The organism is Ralstonia sp. TCR112 (assembly GCF_007997035.1).
GTDB classification, from domain to species: Bacteria; Pseudomonadota; Gammaproteobacteria; order Burkholderiales; family Burkholderiaceae; genus Ralstonia; species Ralstonia edaphi.
Genome location: NZ_VOSS01000028.1, coordinates 47,123 through 68,514, shown reverse-complemented (window position 1 = coordinate 68,514; position 21,392 = coordinate 47,123). Strand labels below are relative to the sequence as shown.

Annotated in this window: 13 protein-coding genes and 2 pseudogenes; 8 read left to right on the top strand and 7 right to left on the bottom strand. The window is 65.2% G+C overall.

Going from position 1 to position 21,392, the window contains the following annotated elements; all coding sequences use genetic code 11:
* Positions 1–107: 107 nt before the first annotated feature.
* Together FUT88_RS26620 and FUT88_RS26615 are read right to left on the bottom strand one after the other, a co-directional pair.
* Positions 108–830: a hypothetical protein gene (locus tag FUT88_RS26620; RefSeq protein WP_261797102.1), complete on the bottom strand. Its 723-nt coding sequence runs from the start codon at positions 828–830 to the stop codon at positions 108–110.
* Between the two features lie 150 nt (positions 831–980).
* Positions 981–1,400: pseudogene (locus FUT88_RS26615) on the bottom strand (hypothetical protein); the annotation flags it as partial.
* 17 nt (positions 1,401–1,417) lie between these two features.
* Between FUT88_RS26615 and FUT88_RS26610 the strand changes: the two are divergent.
* From FUT88_RS26610 to FUT88_RS09850, 4 genes are all read left to right on the top strand, one after another.
* Positions 1,418–1,999, top strand: a complete 582-nt coding sequence (locus FUT88_RS26610; protein WP_261797090.1) for a hypothetical protein — start codon at positions 1,418–1,420, stop codon at positions 1,997–1,999.
* 412 nt (positions 2,000–2,411) lie between these two features.
* Positions 2,412–3,104 carry a lytic transglycosylase domain-containing protein gene (locus tag FUT88_RS09860; RefSeq protein WP_147214816.1) on the top strand — a complete coding sequence of 231 codons (693 nt, stop codon included), beginning with the start codon at positions 2,412–2,414 and terminating at the stop codon, positions 3,102–3,104.
* Between the two features lie 212 nt (positions 3,105–3,316).
* The gene (locus tag FUT88_RS09855) at positions 3,317–5,104 is read left to right on the top strand and encodes a FimV family protein (protein ID WP_147214815.1); all 1,788 of its coding nucleotides are present in this window, start codon (positions 3,317–3,319) and stop codon (positions 5,102–5,104) included.
* Entirely contained in the window at positions 5,077–6,474 is a 1,398-nt protein-coding gene (locus tag FUT88_RS09850; RefSeq protein WP_147214814.1) for an NHL repeat-containing protein, read from the top strand. The genes FUT88_RS09855 and FUT88_RS09850 overlap by 28 nt, the downstream gene beginning before the upstream one ends.
* A gap of 157 nt (positions 6,475–6,631) precedes the next feature.
* Here FUT88_RS09850 and FUT88_RS09845 read toward each other — a convergent pair whose 3' ends face one another.
* The 4 genes from FUT88_RS09845 to FUT88_RS09830 all read right to left on the bottom strand — a co-directional run bounded on the left by FUT88_RS09845 (position 6,632) and on the right by FUT88_RS09830 (position 14,088).
* On the bottom strand, positions 6,632–7,930 hold the full coding sequence (locus FUT88_RS09845; protein WP_261797089.1) for a hypothetical protein: 1,299 nt from the start codon (positions 7,928–7,930) through the stop codon (positions 6,632–6,634).
* A gap of 667 nt (positions 7,931–8,597) precedes the next feature.
* Positions 8,598–10,967, bottom strand: coding sequence for a hypothetical protein (locus FUT88_RS09840; RefSeq protein ID WP_147214813.1), 2,370 nt, complete (start codon positions 10,965–10,967; stop codon positions 8,598–8,600).
* Complete coding sequence (locus tag FUT88_RS09835; protein ID WP_186829271.1) at positions 10,964–12,931, bottom strand: hypothetical protein; 1,968 nt, start codon at positions 12,929–12,931, stop codon at positions 10,964–10,966. Before FUT88_RS09835 ends, FUT88_RS09840 begins: the two co-directional genes overlap by 4 nt.
* A gap of 257 nt (positions 12,932–13,188) precedes the next feature.
* Positions 13,189–14,088, bottom strand: a complete 900-nt coding sequence (locus tag FUT88_RS09830; RefSeq protein ID WP_147214811.1) for a LysR family transcriptional regulator — start codon at positions 14,086–14,088, stop codon at positions 13,189–13,191.
* Between the two features lie 92 nt (positions 14,089–14,180).
* Here FUT88_RS09830 and mdlC point away from each other — a divergent pair, with 92 nt between their 5' ends.
* The 4 genes and pseudogenes from mdlC (at position 14,181) to FUT88_RS09810 (ending at position 19,745) form a co-directional block, all read left to right on the top strand.
* Positions 14,181–15,770, top strand: coding sequence for a benzoylformate decarboxylase (gene mdlC, locus FUT88_RS09825; protein ID WP_147214810.1), 1,590 nt, complete (start codon positions 14,181–14,183; stop codon positions 15,768–15,770).
* Positions 15,770–17,253: pseudogene (locus FUT88_RS09820) on the top strand (aldehyde dehydrogenase). Before mdlC ends, FUT88_RS09820 begins: the two are co-directional and overlap by 1 nt.
* Positions 17,254–17,265: 12 nt before the next feature.
* Complete coding sequence (locus FUT88_RS09815) at positions 17,266–18,207, top strand: ketopantoate reductase family protein (protein ID WP_186829276.1); 942 nt, start codon at positions 17,266–17,268, stop codon at positions 18,205–18,207.
* A gap of 146 nt (positions 18,208–18,353) precedes the next feature.
* Positions 18,354–19,745 carry an MFS transporter gene (locus tag FUT88_RS09810; RefSeq protein WP_261797088.1) on the top strand — a complete coding sequence of 464 codons (1,392 nt, stop codon included), beginning with the start codon at positions 18,354–18,356 and terminating at the stop codon, positions 19,743–19,745.
* Between the two features lie 159 nt (positions 19,746–19,904).
* On the opposite strand, the gene FUT88_RS09805 is transcribed toward FUT88_RS09810, so the two are convergent.
* Complete coding sequence (locus FUT88_RS09805; RefSeq protein WP_147214807.1) at positions 19,905–21,038, bottom strand: alpha-hydroxy-acid oxidizing protein; 1,134 nt, start codon at positions 21,036–21,038, stop codon at positions 19,905–19,907.
* Between the last annotated feature and the right edge of the window lie 354 nt (positions 21,039–21,392).

The following is a 21,392-nucleotide window of genomic DNA, read 5'->3' as shown; positions in this document are numbered from 1 at the left end:
GGCTGGCTTTTTTTTTGCCCGGCAAGCGTCCTGTTGTGTTGCCGTAGGCGCACAAAGACAAAGGCCGGCATCAAGCCGGCCCATGGGAACAACATTGAACAGCGGTGCTAGCCGGCGTGCAGCCACTCGCGCGCGACAGCAACGTGCCGCTGTGCGACGCCCTCCCCAGCCCTGACATAGCGCGCAACGTAGCCTTGCAGCGGCGGCCAGGCCGCGAGCTTCTGAACGGCCTCGTCGATCGATCCGCCGGCCGCGCCATATTCGAGCAATGCTGCAAACGCCTCCGCGCGTACCATGCGGGCGGCCGCATCTTCCGGCAGCCCCGGCTCGCGCAAGCGCTCGCCCACCAGCAACGCCATCAGCACGTCAAGCGGCAGACCCTCTTCGTCCAGGCAACCCAGCGCATAGCGTTCTTGCGCTCTCTGGAATACGGCGCTGCGCAGCGCTGCCATTTCGCACAGGCCATCCACCAGCAGGCCGAGACGGCGGCTGTCGCGGTAGGCGCGCACGGCGTCGGGTGCGATGGCGTTGATATAGCGTTCCATCCAGATGCACAGGGCATCACTGCCATATTCGGCGTCATAGGGCTGCAGGCGCGCACGCCACTCCTGGCGCAGTGCCGTCCAATCCGGCGCAATGCCGGAGCCGGCTGTTGCAACGGTGGCAGCTGCGGGGCGCAATTCGGCCAGCCGTGCCGACAGATGCGCCGGCACATCGACACGGCACGCCGCCGGCAGCTCGCGAAGCGCTTCGGGCAGGCCCGACAATGCGTAGCAACCGCGCAAATCGAGGTGTGTCAGCTGCGTCAGGTTGCCAACGGACGCAGGCAAGCTGCGCAGCGATCCGCAATCGCGCAGGCGCAGCGTACGAAGTTGCGCGCAATGGCCAATGCCCTCCGGCACGGCCACGAGACTCGCCATGCCGGAGGCGTCGAGATGACGCAGCTTGCGCAGTCGCGCGAGCGACTCGGGCAGTGCCGTGATGGCGCAGTTCTCGCGCAGGTCCAGACGCTCGAGTTCGGCCAGGTTGCCAAGCGTGTCTGGCAAGACAGTGAGCAGAGGGTTGCCACGCAACTGCAGCTCGCGCAGCTGCGCAAGCTGGCCAAGCTGATGGGCAATTGCACGAGCAGCTTGTTGGATGCCAGCGTCAGCGTTTGCAACGCAGCCAGCGCACCAAGCTCCACCGGCACGATGCGCAGATCCGTGCCCTGCAGCACCAGCCGCTCCAGCCTCGGCAGCTGCGACAACGACGACGGCAGCGCACGCAGCGGCGAATCGAGCACGACGATCTCTTTCAGTTGCAACAGCTTGCCCATGCGCCCCGGCAACGCCGTCAACCGTGGGTTGCGAGCGAAATGCAGCGCGCTCAGGTTGACCGGCAAACCGCCGGACGCCGACCACTCAAACAGATCGCAATCGTGAACGGTCAGCCGCTCCAGCTCTTCGGCCAGGCACAGAGCCGCAGGCAGGCGCATCACCGGAATACCGTCGAGCACGAGGTGTCGGCTCTTCTGTTGCATGGCCAGCAGCATGCGCGTGGCGGCCAGTGCCAGACCCTGCTCCGTGGGCCGAGCCGCGTCGGTCAACAATGGGCCGCTGTAGCGGTGCAGGCGACGCGCCATCTCCTGCTGCCATCCGGCCACCGCCTCGCATACGGACAGCCAGCGGCTGGCATCGGTCGGCGGAATGGGAGCCCGCAAGCCGTGGCCCTGCGGCATGGCTTGCTGGATGCGCTGCGCATCGCGCGCCGCGCCTGCGCGTTGTTGATGCTGCGCGCGCGAAGTCGTCGGCGCCGGCTGTCGGTCATGGTGCGGTATCGACATGTGGAATCGGTTCGCGGCAGGCGACGGCTCGGCGTGCCCGGTTCGCACGCGCTGCAGTGCGCGCCGCAATGCGCGCGACAGCTTTCCGGTGACCGAGACACCGGCGTCCGCCGCATCCGGGTCGGCGCGGGTCTGTGCGACGGTGTGGGGCAGCATGGGGGCACTACCGTAATGTGATTGCATGATGGGCCCAAGAAGATGAGTGGCAGTCAGCGGCGGGCAACACGCCCTTTCCGCCTGTTTGCTGATCGTATGGACCCCCGCACAACCCGGCCCGTGGCAGGACGAACCCGTTGCGCCCACAGCGAACGGTCATGCCAACCCACGCTGTCGACACGGTTTCGCTGCAGGCCCGCCTAGTTCGCACAGCCCGCGCGCACCACCGCGCAGCCATTTCTATGATGCGCGCATGCTCGTTACCGGAGATTCGCAATGCATGCCCAATCGTCTCGCATCATGGCCGCGCGGGAGCGTCGCGCAACCACCCATGCCGTACGGCCCACGCGTCGCGAAACCCATCGCACCTGGCGGCAGCAACGCCTGCAACAACGCCACCCCATGACGCGCACCTGCGCCGGCAGGCAAGAGCATGCGCGGGCGTAAGCGTTACGCCGCCGCGCTGCGCCGGGGGCTGGTGTTCGCCGTCGCACTGCTGGCCTGCCTGCCTGCCGCAGCCCTGGCCGATTGCATTGACGATGCCGCCGCTTATCACGGCGTCAACGCGCAAGTCCTGCGCGCGATCGGGTATCAGGAATCGCACCTGAACCCGCAAGCGCACAACCGGAACCGCAACGGCAGTGAAGACCTGGGCATGTTCCAGATCAATACGATCCACCTGCCCGAACTGTCGCGCTACGGCATCGGCCGCCAGATGCTCTATGACCCGTGCGTCAGCGCCTATGTGGCCGCATGGCATCTGGCGCGAAAGGTGCAACTGCACGGCAACAGCTGGCATGCCATCGGCGCCTATCACTCCGAGTCGCCGGGGGAAAACGGCATCTATGCGCGCGCCGTGGAAGGCATCCTGACCCGCAAGCTGGCAGCACGTGCGCCATTGCCGCTTGCCGGCCAAACCCGAGCACAAGAGGCTGCGCCGCAACCACAGCAGGATGCCGCCAAACCCATGCGCCCGGTGGTTCTCAGGCATGCGGCCGATCAGACCGCCGAACACAGGACGCATGCGCCGGACGTGCCGCCGGCCGGGGCAGATGAGCACTGGCTCGATGCGATGCTGACGAGCCTGAACCAGAGTGCGAGCTTGCGGGATCGCTTCAGCCGCTAAGCGCATGCGTCATTGCCGGCTGGGGCCGACCCCCGCTCGGGCTTCGGGTGACGCCTTCAGCACCAAGTCCGGAACCGGCACGCCGCCCGAACTCTGAATTTTTCTCAACTGCCCCGACGTCGGCGCCGGCACGCGGACGAAACGCTCTATCCTTCCCGACCACCCCCCAAACCAATAACTCGGGTGTCAGCAATACAAGGGGAGCAATCAAAATGAAAAAGCAATTTCGTGGAGGAATTGCGCATTGGCCTGCGCGGCAGTCGCTGGCTGCGGGCGCAGCGGCAGCGCTGTGGGCCTGCATGCCGGCTGGGCACGCAGTTGAGCTGGGCGTGCTGCATCTGCATTCGAACATTGGCCAGCCGCTGGATGCGGAAATCGAGTTGACAGGGTTGCGCCCGCACGACGCTCAAACGCTTGTGCCGCAACCCGGGAACCGCGAAACCTACCTTGCCGCCGGCGTGCCTTACAGCGCAGGCGCGACTTCGCTGCGGACGAGCCTGGTGCAGCGGCAAGACGGCGGCTATGCCGTTCGCGTGTACTCAACCGCGCCGCAAATGGACGCCATTGCGGATATCGTCGTGCGTCTGGCAGCGCCGGGTGGAAACATGCTGGCGGCGTATACGGTGCTGCTCAGCCCGCCGGGCGCGGCGAGCGCACCTACCACCTTCCTGCAGGCCCAACGCAAAGTCGCGCCGGCTTCCGCGGTGTCTTCGCCTGACGGTGCGCCGGCACGACGCGCCGAGAAGCAGGCAGCGACAGCTGCAGCCTCTCCCGCTGCAAGCACGGCGACCGGCAGTCAGCCAGACGGTGCGCGTCCCTTGCTTTCGGCCGCCACCTTGCATGCAGGTGAAGACGGCGGGCGTACCGAAGCGGCTTATACCGTCAAGGCGGGCGACAGCCTCTCGCAGATCGCGCTCGGTGCCGTGCAAAACAGGGCGGACGTATCTGCCGAGCAGACCGCGCTCGCGTTTTACCGGGGCAATCCGCGCGCTTTCATTGGCGGAAACATCAACCGACTGCGCGTCGGCGCCGCGCTGCGTGTGCCGTCGGCCGAGGAAATCACCGCGGTGGCAAGGAGCGAGGCCGAACGCCAGATCCGCATGCTGACGCAGGCCGCGACCACCGAGCCGGGGGCAAATGCGAACCCTGCTGCCGGCAGCCGGCCGACTTCTGCACCAGCCAATGCATCCGACAAGGACGCACTGCACATTTCCGCCACGGGCACACAAGAGCGCGCAAAAGTGGAGCAGCTCAATGAGGAATTGGTTGCGGCCAGGCAGGCGATCCGTGAACTCGAATCGCGCCTTGCGCAAGTTGAGCAGAATCTGGCGGATATGCGGCGGCTCGCGGCCTTGAAGAATGCGCCGGCGCCGGCACCGGCTGCGGCAGCGGCGGCACCATCCACAGAGAATGGCGATGCGCCACGTGTCGCGCTCGAAAGCCACAGCGCGACTCCCGCCGACGATGCAGCACTCTGGAAGCGCGCCGAGATCATCGGTCCGGCCTCGGGTCTCTTGTTGGCTGCGCTATCGGCCGCGTTCATGTTTTACCGAGTTCGCATGCGCAAGGTTCAATCTGCGCTGGCCACGATCTACACCCAATTCAACGAACACGGGGATCCGCTGACCGAACGCGCCATCGCGGCAAACGCAAGGGCGACGCTATGCCATCCCGGTAAATCGGTGCGGGAACCGCCACGCATGTGGAGGAAAACCCGCACCCAGAGCCGTTTTCGTCAAGGCACGGCTACAGATTCAGGAACCGGTGCCGATCTACAACGAGCCCTTGCATTTCCAGCGAAGCATCGAAGCGAGCGTGCGCAAAAACGGTCAAGCGTTTGCGTCACATCGCCCGGTTTGGCGTCCTATCAGAAACGGTCTATACGGCGGCGCAGAAGACATGCCGCGCCCCCATCGCTGGGGTTGAGAGGCCCACCACCCAAATCTGATCGTTGTTTGCCCAGCACCGAGCCATGCCGTTCGCACGCCCTCCGCTTCTGAAAGCCATTCCAATTTGCCTGATCCTGGCCGCATGCGGCGGTGGCGGCGACGATGCGGCCTCCACCCCGCCACCGAGCGCAACGCAGCCGGTGGCGCCGATCGGCTCGCCAGTCAGCCCCGTCGCCCCCACTGCTCCAGCCACTTACACCATTGCGGGAACGGTCACGGGCTTGCTCGACTACGGCAGCCTCACGTTGCTGAACAACGGTGCGGACCCGATCGTCCAGGCCGCAGATGGCGGTTTCAGCTTTCCAGTGCCCGTCGCGGCGGGGGGCGCCTACGCTGTCTCGGTCAGCGCCAAACCGCTCTGGCAGTCTTGCTCCGTTGCAAACGGCACGGGGCTGGCCAACGGCGATGTCAATGGCGTGAGCGTCAACTGCGCGGTCGCACAGTCGATGGTGTCCACCATCGCCGGGTCCACCACCGCCGGGTATGCCAACGGTACGGGATCGGCTGCGTCGTTCCGCCAGCCTAGCGGTGTTGCGCGGGACGCCTCGGGCAACCTGTATGTGGCCGATTACGGCAACCACGTCATTCGCAAAATCGCGCCGGGTGGCGTCGTAACGACTTTGGCGGGCACAGGCAGCCCCGGCCATGTCGATGGCATGGCGGGCAGCGCCAAGTTCGCGACGCCCGTCGGCATTGCCGTGGCCGCCAGCGGGAACATCTATGTGACCGAGTTCTACGGCAACGACATCCGAAAGATCACGCCAGGCGGCACGGTCACGACGCTTGCCGGTTCGGCCACTGCGGGCAGCTCCGATGGCGTCGGCGCAGGCGCCTCGTTCAACAACCCGTTGGGCATCACCGTGGATGCCAACGAGAACGTCTACGTGGCGGATTACAGCAACAACATGATCCGCAAGATCACGCCGGCCGGGGTGGTGACAACGGTGGCCGGCACGACCACGGCGGGCAGCGACAATGGCGCGGCCGCCCTCGCCACCTTCAATGGCCCGTCGGGCATCGCGCGCTCTCCGTCCGGCACGCTGTATGTGGCGGAGTGGTTCAACAGCGATATCCGGCAGATTTCGCCGGCAGGTATGGTCACGACGCTGGCGGGCTCCGGCGCGACAGGGAGTGATGACGGCGTGGGGACTGCGGCGACGTTCTCGCTGCCGGTGGGAATCGCAATCGGCACCAACGGCGTGCTGTATGTCGCCGACGACGGCAACAACCTGATCCGCATGGTGACGCCGGCGGGCGTGGTCGCCACCCTGGCCGGCTCCCTCAATCCGGGAAGCACCGACGGCGCAGGCAGCACCGCGATGTTCAATCACCCCGCCGGGATCGCGGTCGACACGAGCGGCAACCTGTATGTTGCCGATCAAGCCAACAACCTGATCCGCAGCGTCGCGCCCAACCCATAGACGTACGGCGTGCTGCTGCCTGTTGCGTTCGCTGCGCACGTCGTCAACCTTCGGATGGCCCCGCAACCGGAAAACGCATCGCGCCCGGCGTAGCGTGGCCACGCCGGGCGCTGTGAAGCACAACCGGGACACCGAATGCCCCGGGCAGCGACCTCACTTACTGCACGCCAACCCCACCGTACGAAAGGTACTGGCCGAACAGGCGTGCAAACTGGCCACCATCGGTGTTGATATTCGTCGAATACGTGCCGCCACCGCCGAAGACGATTGCGAACGTATGCAGGCCGCCGTACTCCCACGGGTTGCGCAACATGTAGTCGACGTGGTTGTCACGGTAATGGTTTGGAGTGCCACCCGGCGTGTCGGACGGCACACCCAACGGCGTCTGCCACCACAGGATCGGCAGCCCATTGCCCAGCGCATCGCGGTAGGCTGCAACCTTGTTCTGCTCCTGGTGGAAGTTCGGCGTCTGGATGTTGTTCTCGTCCAGATAGAACGGGCCGGTGCGGCCCTTGCATTCGTCTACTGCAGCGGCCTCGAGGCAGCCGGCATCACGGTCGCCAGCCTGGGCGACGATGAAGTCAGCCTGGTTTGCGCCGACTGCCTGCATTTCCTTGCCGATCACGTCCGGCGTGCCAGTCCAGAACGACGGCGGGAACCCGAGCAACGCTTTGGGAGCATGCCAGCGGCCCATCGACACCAGGCACATGCCGATGCCTGCAGCCGTATTCGGCAACCAGCTGCATTCCTGCTGATTGTTCACAGACGCAGCGAGCTGCGCCGGATCATGATTGGGCGCCTGCGACCACACGTAGCCCCAGAAATCCGGCTCCAGATTGACCAGCACCGGCGTACCCAGTGCGTTGATGCGGTCATACATCATGCGCACTTGCGACCAGTAGCTGTTCATGAACGTCGCGTCGTTGATGCCGCTGATGTTGCCATCGCCATTGGACGCCATCTGGTAGAGCGTAAACATCGGCGTGGCACCCATGGCCTGGACCCGCTGCGCGGTGTAGGTCACGTAGGCGCCGTCCGTGTTCCAGTTGGGCCACGCGTTTTGTCCGACGCCAACCAGGTAGGTATCGACGATGTCCGGGCGAATGTTCTGCGCCTTCATGTCATCGGTCGATTGGCCCGAACCCAGGCCGACCTGCAGACGCGGCACGCGGCCCATCTTGTTGAGGATGGCGGTTGCGGGAGCGCTATCGGTGCTTTGCGTGCGTTTGATGCCGCCGTCGCTGGCGCCCGTCTGCGTAGCGACGGGTGCGCTGCCGGCTGCCTGCGTGCCCGCGCTGCCGCCAGACGTACCGTCACCTTCGCCGCCACAGCCGAACAGGGCAAGCGAGAGCAGCGCGGCTGCCGCATACCGCTGAGAAAACCCGCCGACCTTGTCGCGTGATTCTGCTGCAGCGCGCGCTTCCCGCACATTGCTGGCACCACTTTCTCTTTTCATTATCCCGACCTCGTCAAATCGATTTAATATTGAACGCAGCGGCGCATACATCCATGTTTCAAAGCATCAGAAAATATGCGAACAGATCGCACTACAACGCATTGAAACACGCGCAATCCGCTCGATAAAGACGCTCATGGAATATGCCATCCACCATGGCGAGACTACCATCGCGCCCGGCGAGCAGAAATGAACAGTGAGGTTATTTGAAGTTCGTTTGAAGGAACCAAATCGACACGCGAATATTGATTGGTATTTTTTTCAAAGAACTCGATGCCCAGAAGTTGCAGCGGCAACATTCAGGAAGCAGCCGAACATCTTCGCCGGATCGATGTGGCGCTGCAGGAGCGAGGGCCTATCAGAAGAAAGAAAGCCCCAGGCGGCTTGTAACCGCCCGGGGCTTCTTGACCGCGCTTCACGGAGGCGCGTGAAGCGCGGCTGCGAGCGATTTTATCGGATCGTCGCCCGCAAATTAACGCTGATGAGATTAATTGAGCAATGCCCGCATCGCTGTCATGAACGCGTCATCATTCAATGCGATCAGCGCTTTAATAAGCGATCCCGATATTTAATCGCCGACAGAATGACTGCAGATAATTGTATGTAGCGCGCTCATTGGAATGAATCCCCATCGATGTGGCGAAAGCCCGGTCAGCGCCCCTGCTGGTCACGTGGATGATGTCTCGGAGGGCCGTGGCTTGGCGGTTGCAGTCGTTGCCGCGGTCGCCTCGGGAAGCACCACCGTCTGCCGATGACGCGCGGCAGAACCCGCGCCCGCGCTGGCTGGCTGTTCCTGCACGCGCGCCGCTGCGGATCGCGGCTTGGCTCGGTGCTGGCCAAACAGCTTGCTCGACAGCGTGCCGGACTTCTTCGGTGCTGGCGCAATGCCGGCCTTCGCATCCATTTGCTGTTTCAAGCGCTCAAGATGCGCGCGGGTGTCATCGGGGCGCGCACGCGGCGGCGACATGGCCAACATGTCGGCAAGTGATGAAGATCGCTGCCCGCGCGGCGGGACAGAAACCGATTCGTGGTCGACCTCGTCGTCTGCAGCTTCGATTTCGGATCGCGCGCCTTGCACGCTCTGATACAGAGGCGTGCCCGATGAACCCTGGCGCTGCATCGGGCGATCCGATGGTGGCACGCGAGGCCCATCCTGAGGTGGCACAGAGGCGGGCGGCGCGGCCCGCTCTTCCTTCAACTGCGCTTCGTATTCTTTCAGCAGCTTGGCGTCGATCGTATCGAACACGATCTGCCGCTCGACTTTCAGCCCGGTACTCTGCGTCAGCCGCAAACCCGCGTTGACGTTGAAGCCGTCGGCCTCGCTGTATTTTTCATAAGCACGCAGGCCGATCGGCATCCAGGAGTTGGGGGCGTTGATGGTCTTGGTGTATGAGGCGGCGAGCTGCTCGTGCAGCTTGGTCTCGCTTGGCGGCGTCACCAGTGAAAGCTGCTGCAGCTCGTTGAGCGTTTTCGCGGCCTCCGTGGTGAGGGCGCGCCGGACAAAGAAGGCGTTGTATGGGCTGTCCAGCAGGCGCGCCGTGTCGAGATTGTCATTGACTGCCTTCAGCCCCTTTGCCTGGCCGCCGTCTGGATCGTTCCGGTGTGGATAGGCGAAGAATTTCACCCACTCCTGCTTGGTCGCTTCGACATACCGGGCGTAGTCGTGGAAGCTGTCGAATTCGAAATCCGCCACCGACTTTGTCGGCAGCACGTTGTCCCGATCGATCGCCAGGCGCAGCTTCACGTTCGTGCCGCGCTCCTTGACCACCGCGCCTGCGCCGAACAGATCGGCCGACGTATTGCCGGTCGTGCCCGTCACTGCAGATGTCGTGAGCCCGAGGTTGACCTTGTGCCGGCTCAGTTTCTGCTCGCGCAGGTTGGCAATCCGGTAGGTGCCGGTAGCGTCGAGCTGCTTGAACGTCGACAGCCATTGCTTCTCGAACGAGTAGCCCAGGCTCGCGCCAAGAGCGCCGGTCTCTTGCTGGCTTTTGCGGTGCTGGCTGGGGTTGAGCAGCTTGGTGACGGACGCACCGATCCCCACCGACATCTCGCTGCGATGCGCCCGCGTCTTCTGGTTGATCCAGCTGAGCGAGAGATCGTGCTCGGCATAAAACTCGCTCGCGAAAGCATGAAACAGCGCATCGGCGTCGGGCATGCCTTCGGGCGAGCGACGCCGGGCATCCGCGGCCGCGAACATGAAGTCGGTAACGCGCGAGAACAGCGCGCGGACCTCGGCATCTTTTGCCGCCGTCCGGCGCGGAATGCGGACCATGATGCCGGTGGCATCCGTGCGCTCGTGCTCGTAAGGGTTCACGTCGACGTTGGCGCCCGTGCGGCAGCATTTGAACAGCTTGGCGCCAAAGAAGCAGCCCGCGCCGATGCGCCCACGGTGGCGCTTTTCCGTGCCGATGAACAGCTCGGCGGCGTGGACGGGGTACGACATGGACACGGCCGCCTCACGCCCCTTCTCATAACGCAGATCGACACGGGCATTGCCGGCCACCGGCACGCCAAGCAGCCGCTTCTTGGCGTTGACGAGCGCCTTGGTGATGCCCTTGGTACTGAACCCGCCGGTGGTGCCGCGGCTGAACCGCACCGTGTTGCCGCCCGGAATCGTCTTCAGGTAATCCACCAGCATGGCGCGCACGCTGTGCTGCGATCTGTCTGCGGGCGCCAGCGGTGGCGTCGTGGCAATTTTGCGGGCCGCCTCCATTGCCTTTTGGAAGGGCTCGGGCTGCTCGACATTCAGGAAATTTGCGAGCGCATGCACATCTTCAAAGCCAAGGCGCACACTGCCAAGATGCTGCCGGACGTTTGCAATCGCTTGTTCCACGGCCTCGGGCGAGCCCGATGTCACCTTGTGAGCAGCATCTTCCGTGAACTTGCGAATACGTTGCTCGACCGTTTCCGGCAACGCTGCGGGCGACAATTCGCGGCCCAGCACGAGCTGATGCCCCTGCCGTGCGGCCTGGTGCTCGGGCATCCAGTCTTCAAGCGCGACCCGCAGCGCGATCCACTGGCAATGGGTATCGCTCAACGTTTCCGGACGAACGGGCGCGCCTTCTCCGGAGCAGCCTCAGCGGGCGGGGTACTGCCGCAAAGGCGTTCCATCTCGACAGCGACCGCCTGCACCACCTCGTTGACCGCCGGTTTGGCCAGCTCGGCCATCAACGCTTTCTGCTCGTTCGCCAGGACGGCGCGATCGCCCTGCGCCATACCGATGCGCGCGGCGGAGAGCGGCGATTTGTGGTGGCTCGGCAATGCGGCGCGCCGGTCGTCGTCCATCCGGTCGACCCAGGCCAGCGACTTGAACATACGCGCCTTGAACTGGCTCAGGTCTGAACCCGGCGCGTCGTCGGTGAAGCCGTTGCGCCATGCGACCAGATCACTCTTCTCGGCGGCGCTCAGTGCCGACGGTCCTACACCGTGGATAAGCTTGGCGCTTGCGTCGGAGACGCGCTGGGCGAAGTTCGTCGCGCTCGACACGGCCTCGTGCGGAGCAAGCCGCGCGGCAATCAGCGCATCCGGCGTCGGCTTGGCCTTCAGCGCCGTCGCAATGGCGGCGCCGGCCTGCAGATGGACGCGCAGGTTGCCCTGATCGGTGGCGGAAAGATTGCGATTGCCCGTGGCGGCAAGCATTGCCTCGAAATTGCCGGTCGTCGCAGCGTGCTGCAAAGCGCCCCACGCAACGGCCCGCCCCGCTTCGGCGTGCTTGAGTTGCTGGTCGTGTGTGTGCAGGTGGGTGGGCGTCGAGACCGTCGCAATCATCGCCTCCTGCGCATGGCGGATGTTCTCGGCGGTCTGCGCAGAAACCACGACGGCACCGTTGTGCTCGTGCGCCGGCGATTGGGAGCCGATTTCGTCAGCCACCGCTTCGAGCGTGGCCAGGCAGGCTGCAGCGGCCTCGGCGTTGCGCGCATCGAACTGCCCGAAGCTCTCCCGCACACCCGGCCATTGCGCGAGGGCCTGGGGCGCATGTCGTGCCGCGCCACGCATGGCGATCGGGAAATCGCGCACCGTCTGAATGAAGGCCTGCAGCGCCTTGACGTCGATCGTGTGTGACGGTGCCGACGACGCCTCCCCGCCCGAACCGGCGCCTGCGGTGCAGCGGTGTGCCATCAAGGCGTCGCGCGTCTGCTCCAGCGCGCCGCGCAGGGCGAGGATATGGGTGTCGCGCGAAGTCTCGGAATGCGTTTTCGCGCTACCGATTTCGGCGCCCAGGTCCGCATGCTTGAGATAAGAAAAGATGTCGCCATTGAGCGTTGTGGCGTTGTCCGGGTCGAAACGCTCCTTGGCGGACACGAGCGCCAGCGATACCGCCATGGCCACGGCGGGCGAATGCGCGGCAGCCATCTCCCGGACGCCCGCCACGAAGGCCTCGGGTTCGCTGCTGACCTTCGCCGCCAGCACTTGCCCGTGCGCCGTCTCCCAGTAGGCAATGACATCGTCAACGTGTTGCAGCGCCTGCGCCCCTTGCGTCTGGCCACCGTGGAGACTGGCGCTGGCATTGGTGATCGCCGAAATCTGGGTGCGCAGGCCCGACATCGCGTGATTGAGCGCCTGCTCCGTTCTACGTGCCGAACCTGTAGGGCTGCCGGGCTGCGGCGCGTCGCTGCGCGCAGCGGCAATGCGCTCCACAGATTGCTTGACGTGCGCGAAATCACGCAACGTGGTGGGCCTGCCGGCCCGCGAGTGGGCGCTGAACGGCGTGTTCCAGTCGAGCCGGCTCGCGCCGTCCTTCGTCACGCCACGGAATGTGCTTTTGACTTGCGCACGCAATGCCTTGCCTATCCGCTTCGCCACGCCGACGTTGGCCTGCGGTGCGCCCGGCAGCGGAGGCGGCGCAGGGGGCGCCTTCTTCAATCCCTCAAGTTGCCCGCGCTGGCGAGACGCCTGTCTGGCAGGGTTGGATGGCGTACTCGTGTCGCCACCTGTCGCTTGGGACGACGAGGGATGGGTGGCAGGCGCACTGGACGAGATGCAGGGCAGTTTGAGCGGCATGGATCAGCAGGGCGCATTGAACCAGGTTGGGAACGCGTTCAAGTCTGCTTGCCCGAAGGGGCGACTGGCGTACACCAGCCGAAGATGCGACGCCCAAAACGAAGCCTGCAATGCTGACGGGCACCCGGCAAAATCCGTTGGTAACGCCGTAGCAGGGCCCCAAAAAAAGCGCCGGTCGAAGATGACCGGCCATCGCGATCAGCGACGTAACGCGATGTACCGCGACGTACCGCGGCGGCTTAACCGGCTGACAAGTCCTAGGCGGTAAGTTGGCGCAGCGCTTCAAGCAATTTGACGGCGGGGCCAGGCAGGATGCCGTGGCGGCGCCGGAACGCAGTGAGCGTGCGGCGCGCTGCCAGGCCGGGAATCGGTAGAGGTTCGATCACGCCGGCGCGGCGTTCGGCGTCGATCATCGGTTCGGCCATCCAGCTCAGGAAACCGGAGCGCGCCACCAGGCTCTTGAGCGCCGTCACCGAGCGCGTTTCCACCACGATGTTCGGCAGGCCCAGGCCGGCGGCTTCGAATACCTGGCGCATATGCTCGTACGGGCCGGTGCCGCGCGGTGGAACCGCCCACGGTGCATTTAGCGTATCGGCCAACGTCAGCGCAGCGGACCTGCGCAGCGGATGCTCAGGCGATGCCACGACGAAACTTGCGTCCTCCCACCGGCAATCCGCGATGGCGATGATGTCCTCGGTATCCGGCATCGCCATGGACAGCGCGAGGTCAATCTCGTGCTTGACGAGTCCCTCGGCCAGCCGGTCCCACACGCCCTCCAGTATCTCCACGCGCAGATTCGGCCAGCGCGCCACCACGTTGCCCACGGCCAGCGGCAGGACGTAGCTTGCGATGCTGCCGACTGCGCCGACGCGAATGGTCCCCTTGGCAAGTCCGCGCATGGCGTCGATCTCTTCGCGTGCGTAGTCCGCCTCGCGCTGCAGCAATGAGGCATGCGGCAGCAGCGCCTGCCCAATGGCTGTCAGCTGCATGCCCTTGGAGTGCCGCTCGAACAGCGGCGCACCGACTTCGTCTTCCAGCCGCTTGATGATGCGACTCAGCGCAGGCTGGGTGACGTGCAGGACGTCCGCCGCACGCCCGAGGCTGCCGGCGGAAACGATGGTGGTGAAGGCGCGCAGTTGGCGCAGATCGAAGGCCATGCAAAAAGGTAATGACTTTGACGAAATAATTCAATATCGCGTTAAGAACTACGGATTCCATACTGGCAGCCTGTTCCAAGGAGATGGCCCGTATGACCCGCACCTCGCTCGCGCTGACCACCGTGCGCGACGCCACCATCGAGCTGCTGCGCCGGCTCGGCATGACCCACGTATTCGGCAACCCCGGCTCGACCGAGCTGCCGATGTTTCGCGATTTCCCGGAGGATTTCCGCTACATCCTGGGCTTGCAGGAGGCCGTGGTGGTGGGCATGGCAGACGGCTTTGCGCAGGCAACCGGCAACGCGGCGCTGGTGAACCTGCACTCGGCGGCGGGCGTCGGCAACGCCATGGGCAACATCTTTACGGCCTTCAAGAACCGCACGCCGCTGGTGATTACGGCAGGGCAGCAGGCACGGTCCATCCTGCCGTTCGATCCGTTCCTCGCCTCCAATCAGGCGACGGAGCTGCCCAAGCCGTACGTCAAATGGAGCATCGAGCCGGCGCGTGCCCAAGACGTGCCGCTGGCGCTGGCCCGCGCGTATCACGTCGCGATGCAGGAGCCGCGCGGCCCGGTGCTCGTGTCGATTCCCGTGGATGACTGGGATCAGCCGACGGAGCCCGTCGCCGTGCATGAAGTGGCGTGCGAAGTGCGGCCCGATCCGGTCACGCTGGCGCGCATCGGCGACGTGCTCGATGCGGCGCGGCGGCCTGCGTTCGTGGTGGGGGCGGCGGTGGATCGCGCTGGCGCGTGGGATGCCGTCGTGCAATTGGCCGAGACCCACAACGCGCGCGTGTTCACCGCACCGATGGCCGGGCGCGGCGCGTTTCCCGAAGACCACCGCCTGTTCGCCGGTTTCCTGCCTGCAATGCGCGAGAAGATCGTCAGCCTGCTGCAGGGGCACGACGTGGTGTTTGCACTCGGCGCACCGGCGTTTACGTATCACGTGGAAGGGCACGGGCCGCACGCCCCGGTTGGCGCGAAGCTCGTGCAGTTGATCGATGACCCGGCGACGGCTGCGTGGACGCCCCAGGGCATTTCCGCCGTTGGCAACATCCGCCTGGGCGTGCTCGATTTGCTCGACCGCCCCGCACCGCCAGCGCGACCGCTGCCCCCGCTACGCGCCAAAGCGCCGCGCGCAGAGCCGGGGTCGCCCATGTCGGCGGCCTTCGTGTTGCAAACGCTCGACGCCGTACGCGGCCCAACGGACATCATCGTCGAAGAAGCGCCGAGCGCGCGGCCCGTCATGCAGGCCTATCTGCCAATGCGGCGCTCCGGCGGGTTCTACACGATGGATAGCGGCGGCTTGGGCTACGGCATGCCCGCTGCAGTCGGTGTTGCCTTGGCGACGCCTGGCACGCGCGTGATCGGCTTGATTGGCGATGGGTCGAGCATGTATTCGATCCAGGCGCTGCGGAGTGCGTCGCTGCTTGAACTTCCCATGACGTTCGTCATTCTCAACAACCGCCGCTACGCGGCGCTGCAGGAATTTGCGCCGGTGTTCGGCTTTGCCGCCACCGATGTGGTGCAGGGGACCGACTTGAACGGTATCGACTTCGTCGGCCTGGCGCGCGCCATGGGCTGCACTGGCGAGCGCGTGAGCGACCCGCATGCGCTGGAGGCCGTGCTGCGCACCGCATTGCAATCCGCAGGACCAACCGTGATTGAAGTGGAGATTGCCTGATGACGAATACGAACATTGCCCCGCTGGACGCGGCGCAGAACATCTCGATGCTGATCAACGGCGAGCGCGTGCAAGCGGCTAATGGTGCGGTGTTCGAACGTCGCAATCCGCTTGACGGTACCGTCGCCACGCGCGCGCCGGCCGCGACTGTGGACGATGCCCGTCGCGCCGTCGACGCCGCAGCTGCAGCCTTCCCCGCCTGGGCCGCAATGGGACCGACGGAGCGCCGCGCGCTGCTGATGCGCGCCGCACAAGCACTTGAAGCCAAGGGCGAGGCATTTGCCGCAGCGATGGCGGCCGAAACAGGCGCCTCCTCACTGTGGGCCGGCTTCAACGTGCATCTGGCCGCAAGCGGCTTGCAGGAAGCCGCCGCCATGGTCACGCAGATTGCAGGCGAGATCATTCCGTCCGACGTGCCCGGCAGCCTCGCCATGGGCGTGCGCCAGCCGGCCGGCGTGGTGCTGGGCATCGCGCCGTGGAATGCGCCGGTCATCCTCGCCGTGCGTGCGATTGCGTTGCCGCTGGCGTGCGGTAACACCGTCGTGCTCAAGGGCTCGGAAGTTTCCCCGGCCACGCATGGGCTCATCATTGAAGCCTTGCAAGAGGCGGGCTTGCCAAACGGCGTGGTCAATTTCGTGACGAATGCCCCGGCCGACGCGGGCGCGGTCGTGGAGGCGATGATCGCCCACCCGGCCGTGCGGCGCGTCAACTTCACGGGCTCCACGCGCGTGGGCCGCATCATCGCGCAGACGTGCGCGACGTATCTGAAGCCCGCAGTGCTGGAGCTTGGCGGCAAGGCGCCGCTGCTCGTGCTGGCGGATGCGGATATCGACGCTGCTGTCGATGGCGCGGCCTTCGGCGCGTTCGCCAATTCCGGCCAGATCTGCATGTCCACCGAGCGCATCATCGTCGACGAATCGATCGCCGATGCATTCGTCGCCAAGCTGGCTGCCAAGGCGCAGCGCTGCCGTTGGGCGATCCGCGCAAGGGGCCGGCGGTGCTCGGTTCGGTGGTCGACATGAGCACGGTCGAACGCTGCAATCACCTCATCGACGACGCACTCGCCAAGGGCGCGAAGCTGCTGTGCGGCGGCAAGGCCACCAGCACGCTGATGCCCGCCACACTGCTCGACCACGTCACGCCCGACATGCTGATCTACGCGGAAGAATCGTTCGGCCCCGTCAAGGGCATCGTGCGCGTGAGCGGCGACGATGCCGCCGTCGTCTGCGCGAATGACAACGCGTACGGCTTGTCGTCCGCCGTGTTCAGCCGCGATGTAGCGCGCGCCATGAACGTCGCGCGCCGCATCGAATCGGGCATCTGCCACATCAACGGGCCGACCGTGCATGACGAAGCGCAGATGCCGTTCGGCGGTGTCAAGGCGAGCGGCTTTGGGCGTTTCGGCGGCCGCGCTGGCGTGGCGGAATTCACGGAGCTGCGCTGGATGACGGTGCAAACCACGCCGCGCCATTACCCGTTCTGAGCCGCGATGCCGATGAAGATCGCAATCCTCGGTGCGGGCGCCATGGGTTCGCTGTTTGGCGGGTTGTTGGCCGAAGCCGGCCAGCACGTCACGCTGCTCGACATCAACGACGCGCATTTGCAGGCCATCGCTGCGCACGGTTTGCGCTTGGAAACCGATCGCGGCGATCGCCACGTGCGCAACCTGCAGGCGCTGCGTCCAGGCGATGCGACAGACGTGCCGGATTTGCTGATCGTCTTCACCAAGGCGATGCACACACGGGCCGCATTGGCGAGCGTGCGTCATCTCATCGGCGCGTCGACGCATGTCCTGACGCTGCAGAACGGGCTCGGCAATGTAGAGGCGCTGGCGTCGGTCGTGCCGGGGGAGCGGATCTTCGTTGGCGTGACGACGTGGCCGGCTGACCTTGCCGGGCCGGGCCACGTGCGCTCCCACGGCGCGGGCGCGATCCGGTTGATGACCGCAGACGGCGCGCCGCGTCCGATGTTGGCACGCGTGGTCGATACGCTCTGCGCCGCCGGTCTGAACTGCCAGGCCGATGCCAATGTGTGGGGCGCGGTGTGGGAGAAAGTCGCCTTCAACGCCGCGCTGAATCCGCTGTGCACCGTGCTGAATCGGCCCGTCGACGCGCTGGGCGCGGTGGAAGACGGCCCGGCGCTGGCGTTGACCATCGTGGGCGAAGTGCTGGCCGTGGCGCGCGCCAGCGGCGTTACGGTTGACGCCGCCAAGGTGAACGACAACGTGCGGCACGCCATCGTTGCGCATCGCGGGCATAAGCCGTCGATGCTGCAGGACGTGCTGGCCGGGCGGCCGACCGAGATCGAATCCATCAACGGCGCCGTGGTGGCGACAGCCCGCCGGCATGGCGTGCCTGTGCCGCACACAGAGACGTTGATGCAGCTTGTGCGGTTGGTGCAGGTGCAGGCGCAGGCCGCACACCAGCAGGAGCATTAGCGGGCCGAGCGACCCAAGCTTTCATTCGATGGCGCGCAGACGCCACCTCAACGGAGACAAACCATGATGAGCAGTTCCCGATTGGTAAGCGCGACGCTGGTATTGCGTTGCGCTTTCGCATGTTCGGCGTCCCAGCGGAGGCCGGCATGAGCCAGTACCCCACCACGGTCGATATCGGCACCGTCCTCGATGACGGGCCGTTTTCTCTCGCGCAGAAGATGGCAGTCCTGCTGGCCGCCTTCGCCATCGTCATGGACGGCTTTGACGGCCAGTTGATCGGCTTCGCCATCCCCGTACTCATCAAGGAGTGGGGCATCACGCGCAACGCCTTTGCGCCGGCGGTAGCCGCGGGCCTGATCGGCATGGGGCTGGGCAGCGCGCTGGCGGGCCTGTTTGCCGATCGCTTCGGGCGACGCTGGGCGCTCATTGGCAGCGTGTTCCTGTTTGGCGTGGCGACGTGCTCGATCGGTTTTGCGCCTAACGTGGCGACGATTGCCGCGCTGCGGTTTATCGCCGGCCTGGGCATTGGTGGCGCGCTGCCCAGCTCCACCACGATGACGGCGGAGTTCACGCCTGCGCGTCGTCGCACGCTGGCCGTGACGGCCACCATCGTCTGCGTGCCGCTGGGCGGGATGCTGGCGGGCCTGTTTGCGGGCCACGTGCTGCCGCTCTACGGCTGGCGCGGGCTGTTCTGGATCGGCGGCGCGCTGCCGCTGGTGCTCGGCTTCGTGCTCGTGGCGGCGCTGCCCGAATCGCCGCGCTTCCTGGCGCGCCGCCAATCGCGCTGGCCGCAACTGGCACAGCTGCTGTTGAAGATGGAGCGCGATGTGCCCGGCAATGCCGTGTTTGCCGATGTGGCTGGCCAGAAGGCGATTCAACACGCGAGTTTCCGCTCGCTCTTCGCACCTGGGCAGGCACGCGACACGATGGCGCTCTGGGCAGCGTTCTTCATGTGCCTGCTGGCCGTGTACGCAGCGTTCAGCTGGCTGCCGACGATGCTGACTTCAGAAGGCTTGAGCGTGAGCGTGGCGGGCTCGGGGCTGACGGCGTACAACCTGGGCGGCGTGATCGGTGCGCTGGTCTGCGCGGTGACGATTGCGCGATGGGGCTCGCGTTGGCCGATGGCGCTGTGTTGCGCGGGCGCGGCTGCGAGCGCCTTTGCGCTGCAGGGTATCGATGCCAAGCTCAACACGAACCTGCTAATCCTCGGCCTTGGGCTGCACGGGCTCTTCGTCAATGCCGTGCAATCGACGATGTATGCGCTGTGCGCCTATGTCTATCCCACCGCAGTGCGCGCCACGGGTACGGCGTTGGGTCTCGCGTTCGGACGTCTGGGCGCGATCCTCAGCGCGTTTGCCGGCGCCATCGTCATCACGGCCGGCGGCGCAGCCGCCTATCTGACCATGCTCGGGATTGCGATGTTGGTGGTGCTTGGCGCGCTTCTGGCCATGCGCGAGCACATCCCCCGGCTGAGCAGACGCGGCACGAAAGCCACGCGGGTGGCGCCCATCCCGCCCAGCACGCCGATCAAACCTTAGCTTCTGCCGCCTTTGGCGCTACCGCACATCTGAACCGTGCGACGGGGCTTTAAGGACGAATAGCGCATCGCTTGCGCTGTGCTGGCAGCAATACGGACAGAAGCAATTGAGGCACGTCGTGTCTTTGCTGGGTAAGACCGGCGAACACGACGGAGCGTGTCAGCGCTGAGCGAGATGCGTTCGGTCCAATGCAGCGGCGCGTGCGCACCCGATCAGCGCCAAGGTGCGCTCCATATCGGCCCGGAACATCGCGAGCACTTCAGCGACACCGGCCTCGCCACGAGCAGCCAGACCGTATAGCAGCGCGCGGCCAAGCATCACTGCATTGGCGCCGGATGCAAGCGCCTTCACCACATCTCGGCCATTGCGGAAGCCACTGTCGACGATGATGGCCGTGGTGCTTCCCACTTCCTTGGCAATGCTGGGCAGCACCTCGATAGGCGCCGGAAAATCCGCCAGTTGCCGGCCACCGTGGTTCGACACGATGACCCCGTCAATGCCGAGCGCACGGCAGCGCGCTGCATCGCTGGCGCTCAAGATGCCCTTTACAAACAGTTTGCGCGGCCAGCTCTCGCGCAGCGCGGCCAGATCGTCCCAAGAGAAACCCGCATCCATGCGCCGCTGCAAAAGTGCAGCCTGAACCTCCAAGTTGGCCGAGCCCTCCGTCTGTACATTCGGCAGCGTTGGGAATCCACCGAAGACCTGCCTGGTCAACCAGGCCGGGTGAGTCAATACATCCAGTGCCATTCGGGGGTTTAGGCGCATCGGCACAGAAAAGCCATTGCGCAGATCGCGTATCCGGTTGCCGTTGACGGTCACATCGGTCGTCAGGACCAGCGCTTCGTAATCAGCCGCCAATGCCCGCGCAGTGAGCGCCCGTGCATGCTCGGGGTGAACGACGTACAGCTGGAACCATCGTCTTCCGGAAGCCTGGCGTGCCAAGTCTTCCAGCGAAACATTGGAGGCAGTCGACAACACGAACGGGATCCCCGCTCGTGCAGCGGCTCGCGCCAGCATGATGTCGCCATCCGGCCGGCACGCACCTGTCAGCCCCATCGGCGCAACGATCAGCGGAAGCTCCATGCGCTGCCCCGCCAGCGTGGTCGAAAGATCCCGAGTACGGACATCGGTCAGCCGAGACGGCGAAAACCGCAGGCTTTCGAACGCGGCACGGTTGTGTTTAAGCCCCGATTCATCGTCCGCACCGCCTTCGATGTAATCGAAAACCATGCGGGGCAGATACCGCTGCGCGGCACGGCGGTAGTCCTCGATGCCCAAAAATGCTGACTTCATTTGCCGCAAACTCCTCACGCTCGAACGCAACGATGCTGCTGTGTGCAACGGCCTTGGTGACTTCGCACCCGGCCTCGCCTTTCAGTCATCACCGCTTCCCGTTTTGCGGTCTCAGGCCGCAGCGTGCGGAGCACAACGCAGGCATGTCGCCGACGTCCACGCTTTCAGCGCACTGGTGACGACCACTTCGCCTTGCGATTGTTACAACGTCACACCGCGATCTCATATTGCCGATTACGCGAGAAGTCATTACCCGCCAGCATGGCTTTTCTGTGACTACGTTGGAACATCTGCCGTCTGAACAGGCGGAAGGTCGCGGGGCCGGTCGCCCGCGCCACCGTTAACCGTCAAAAA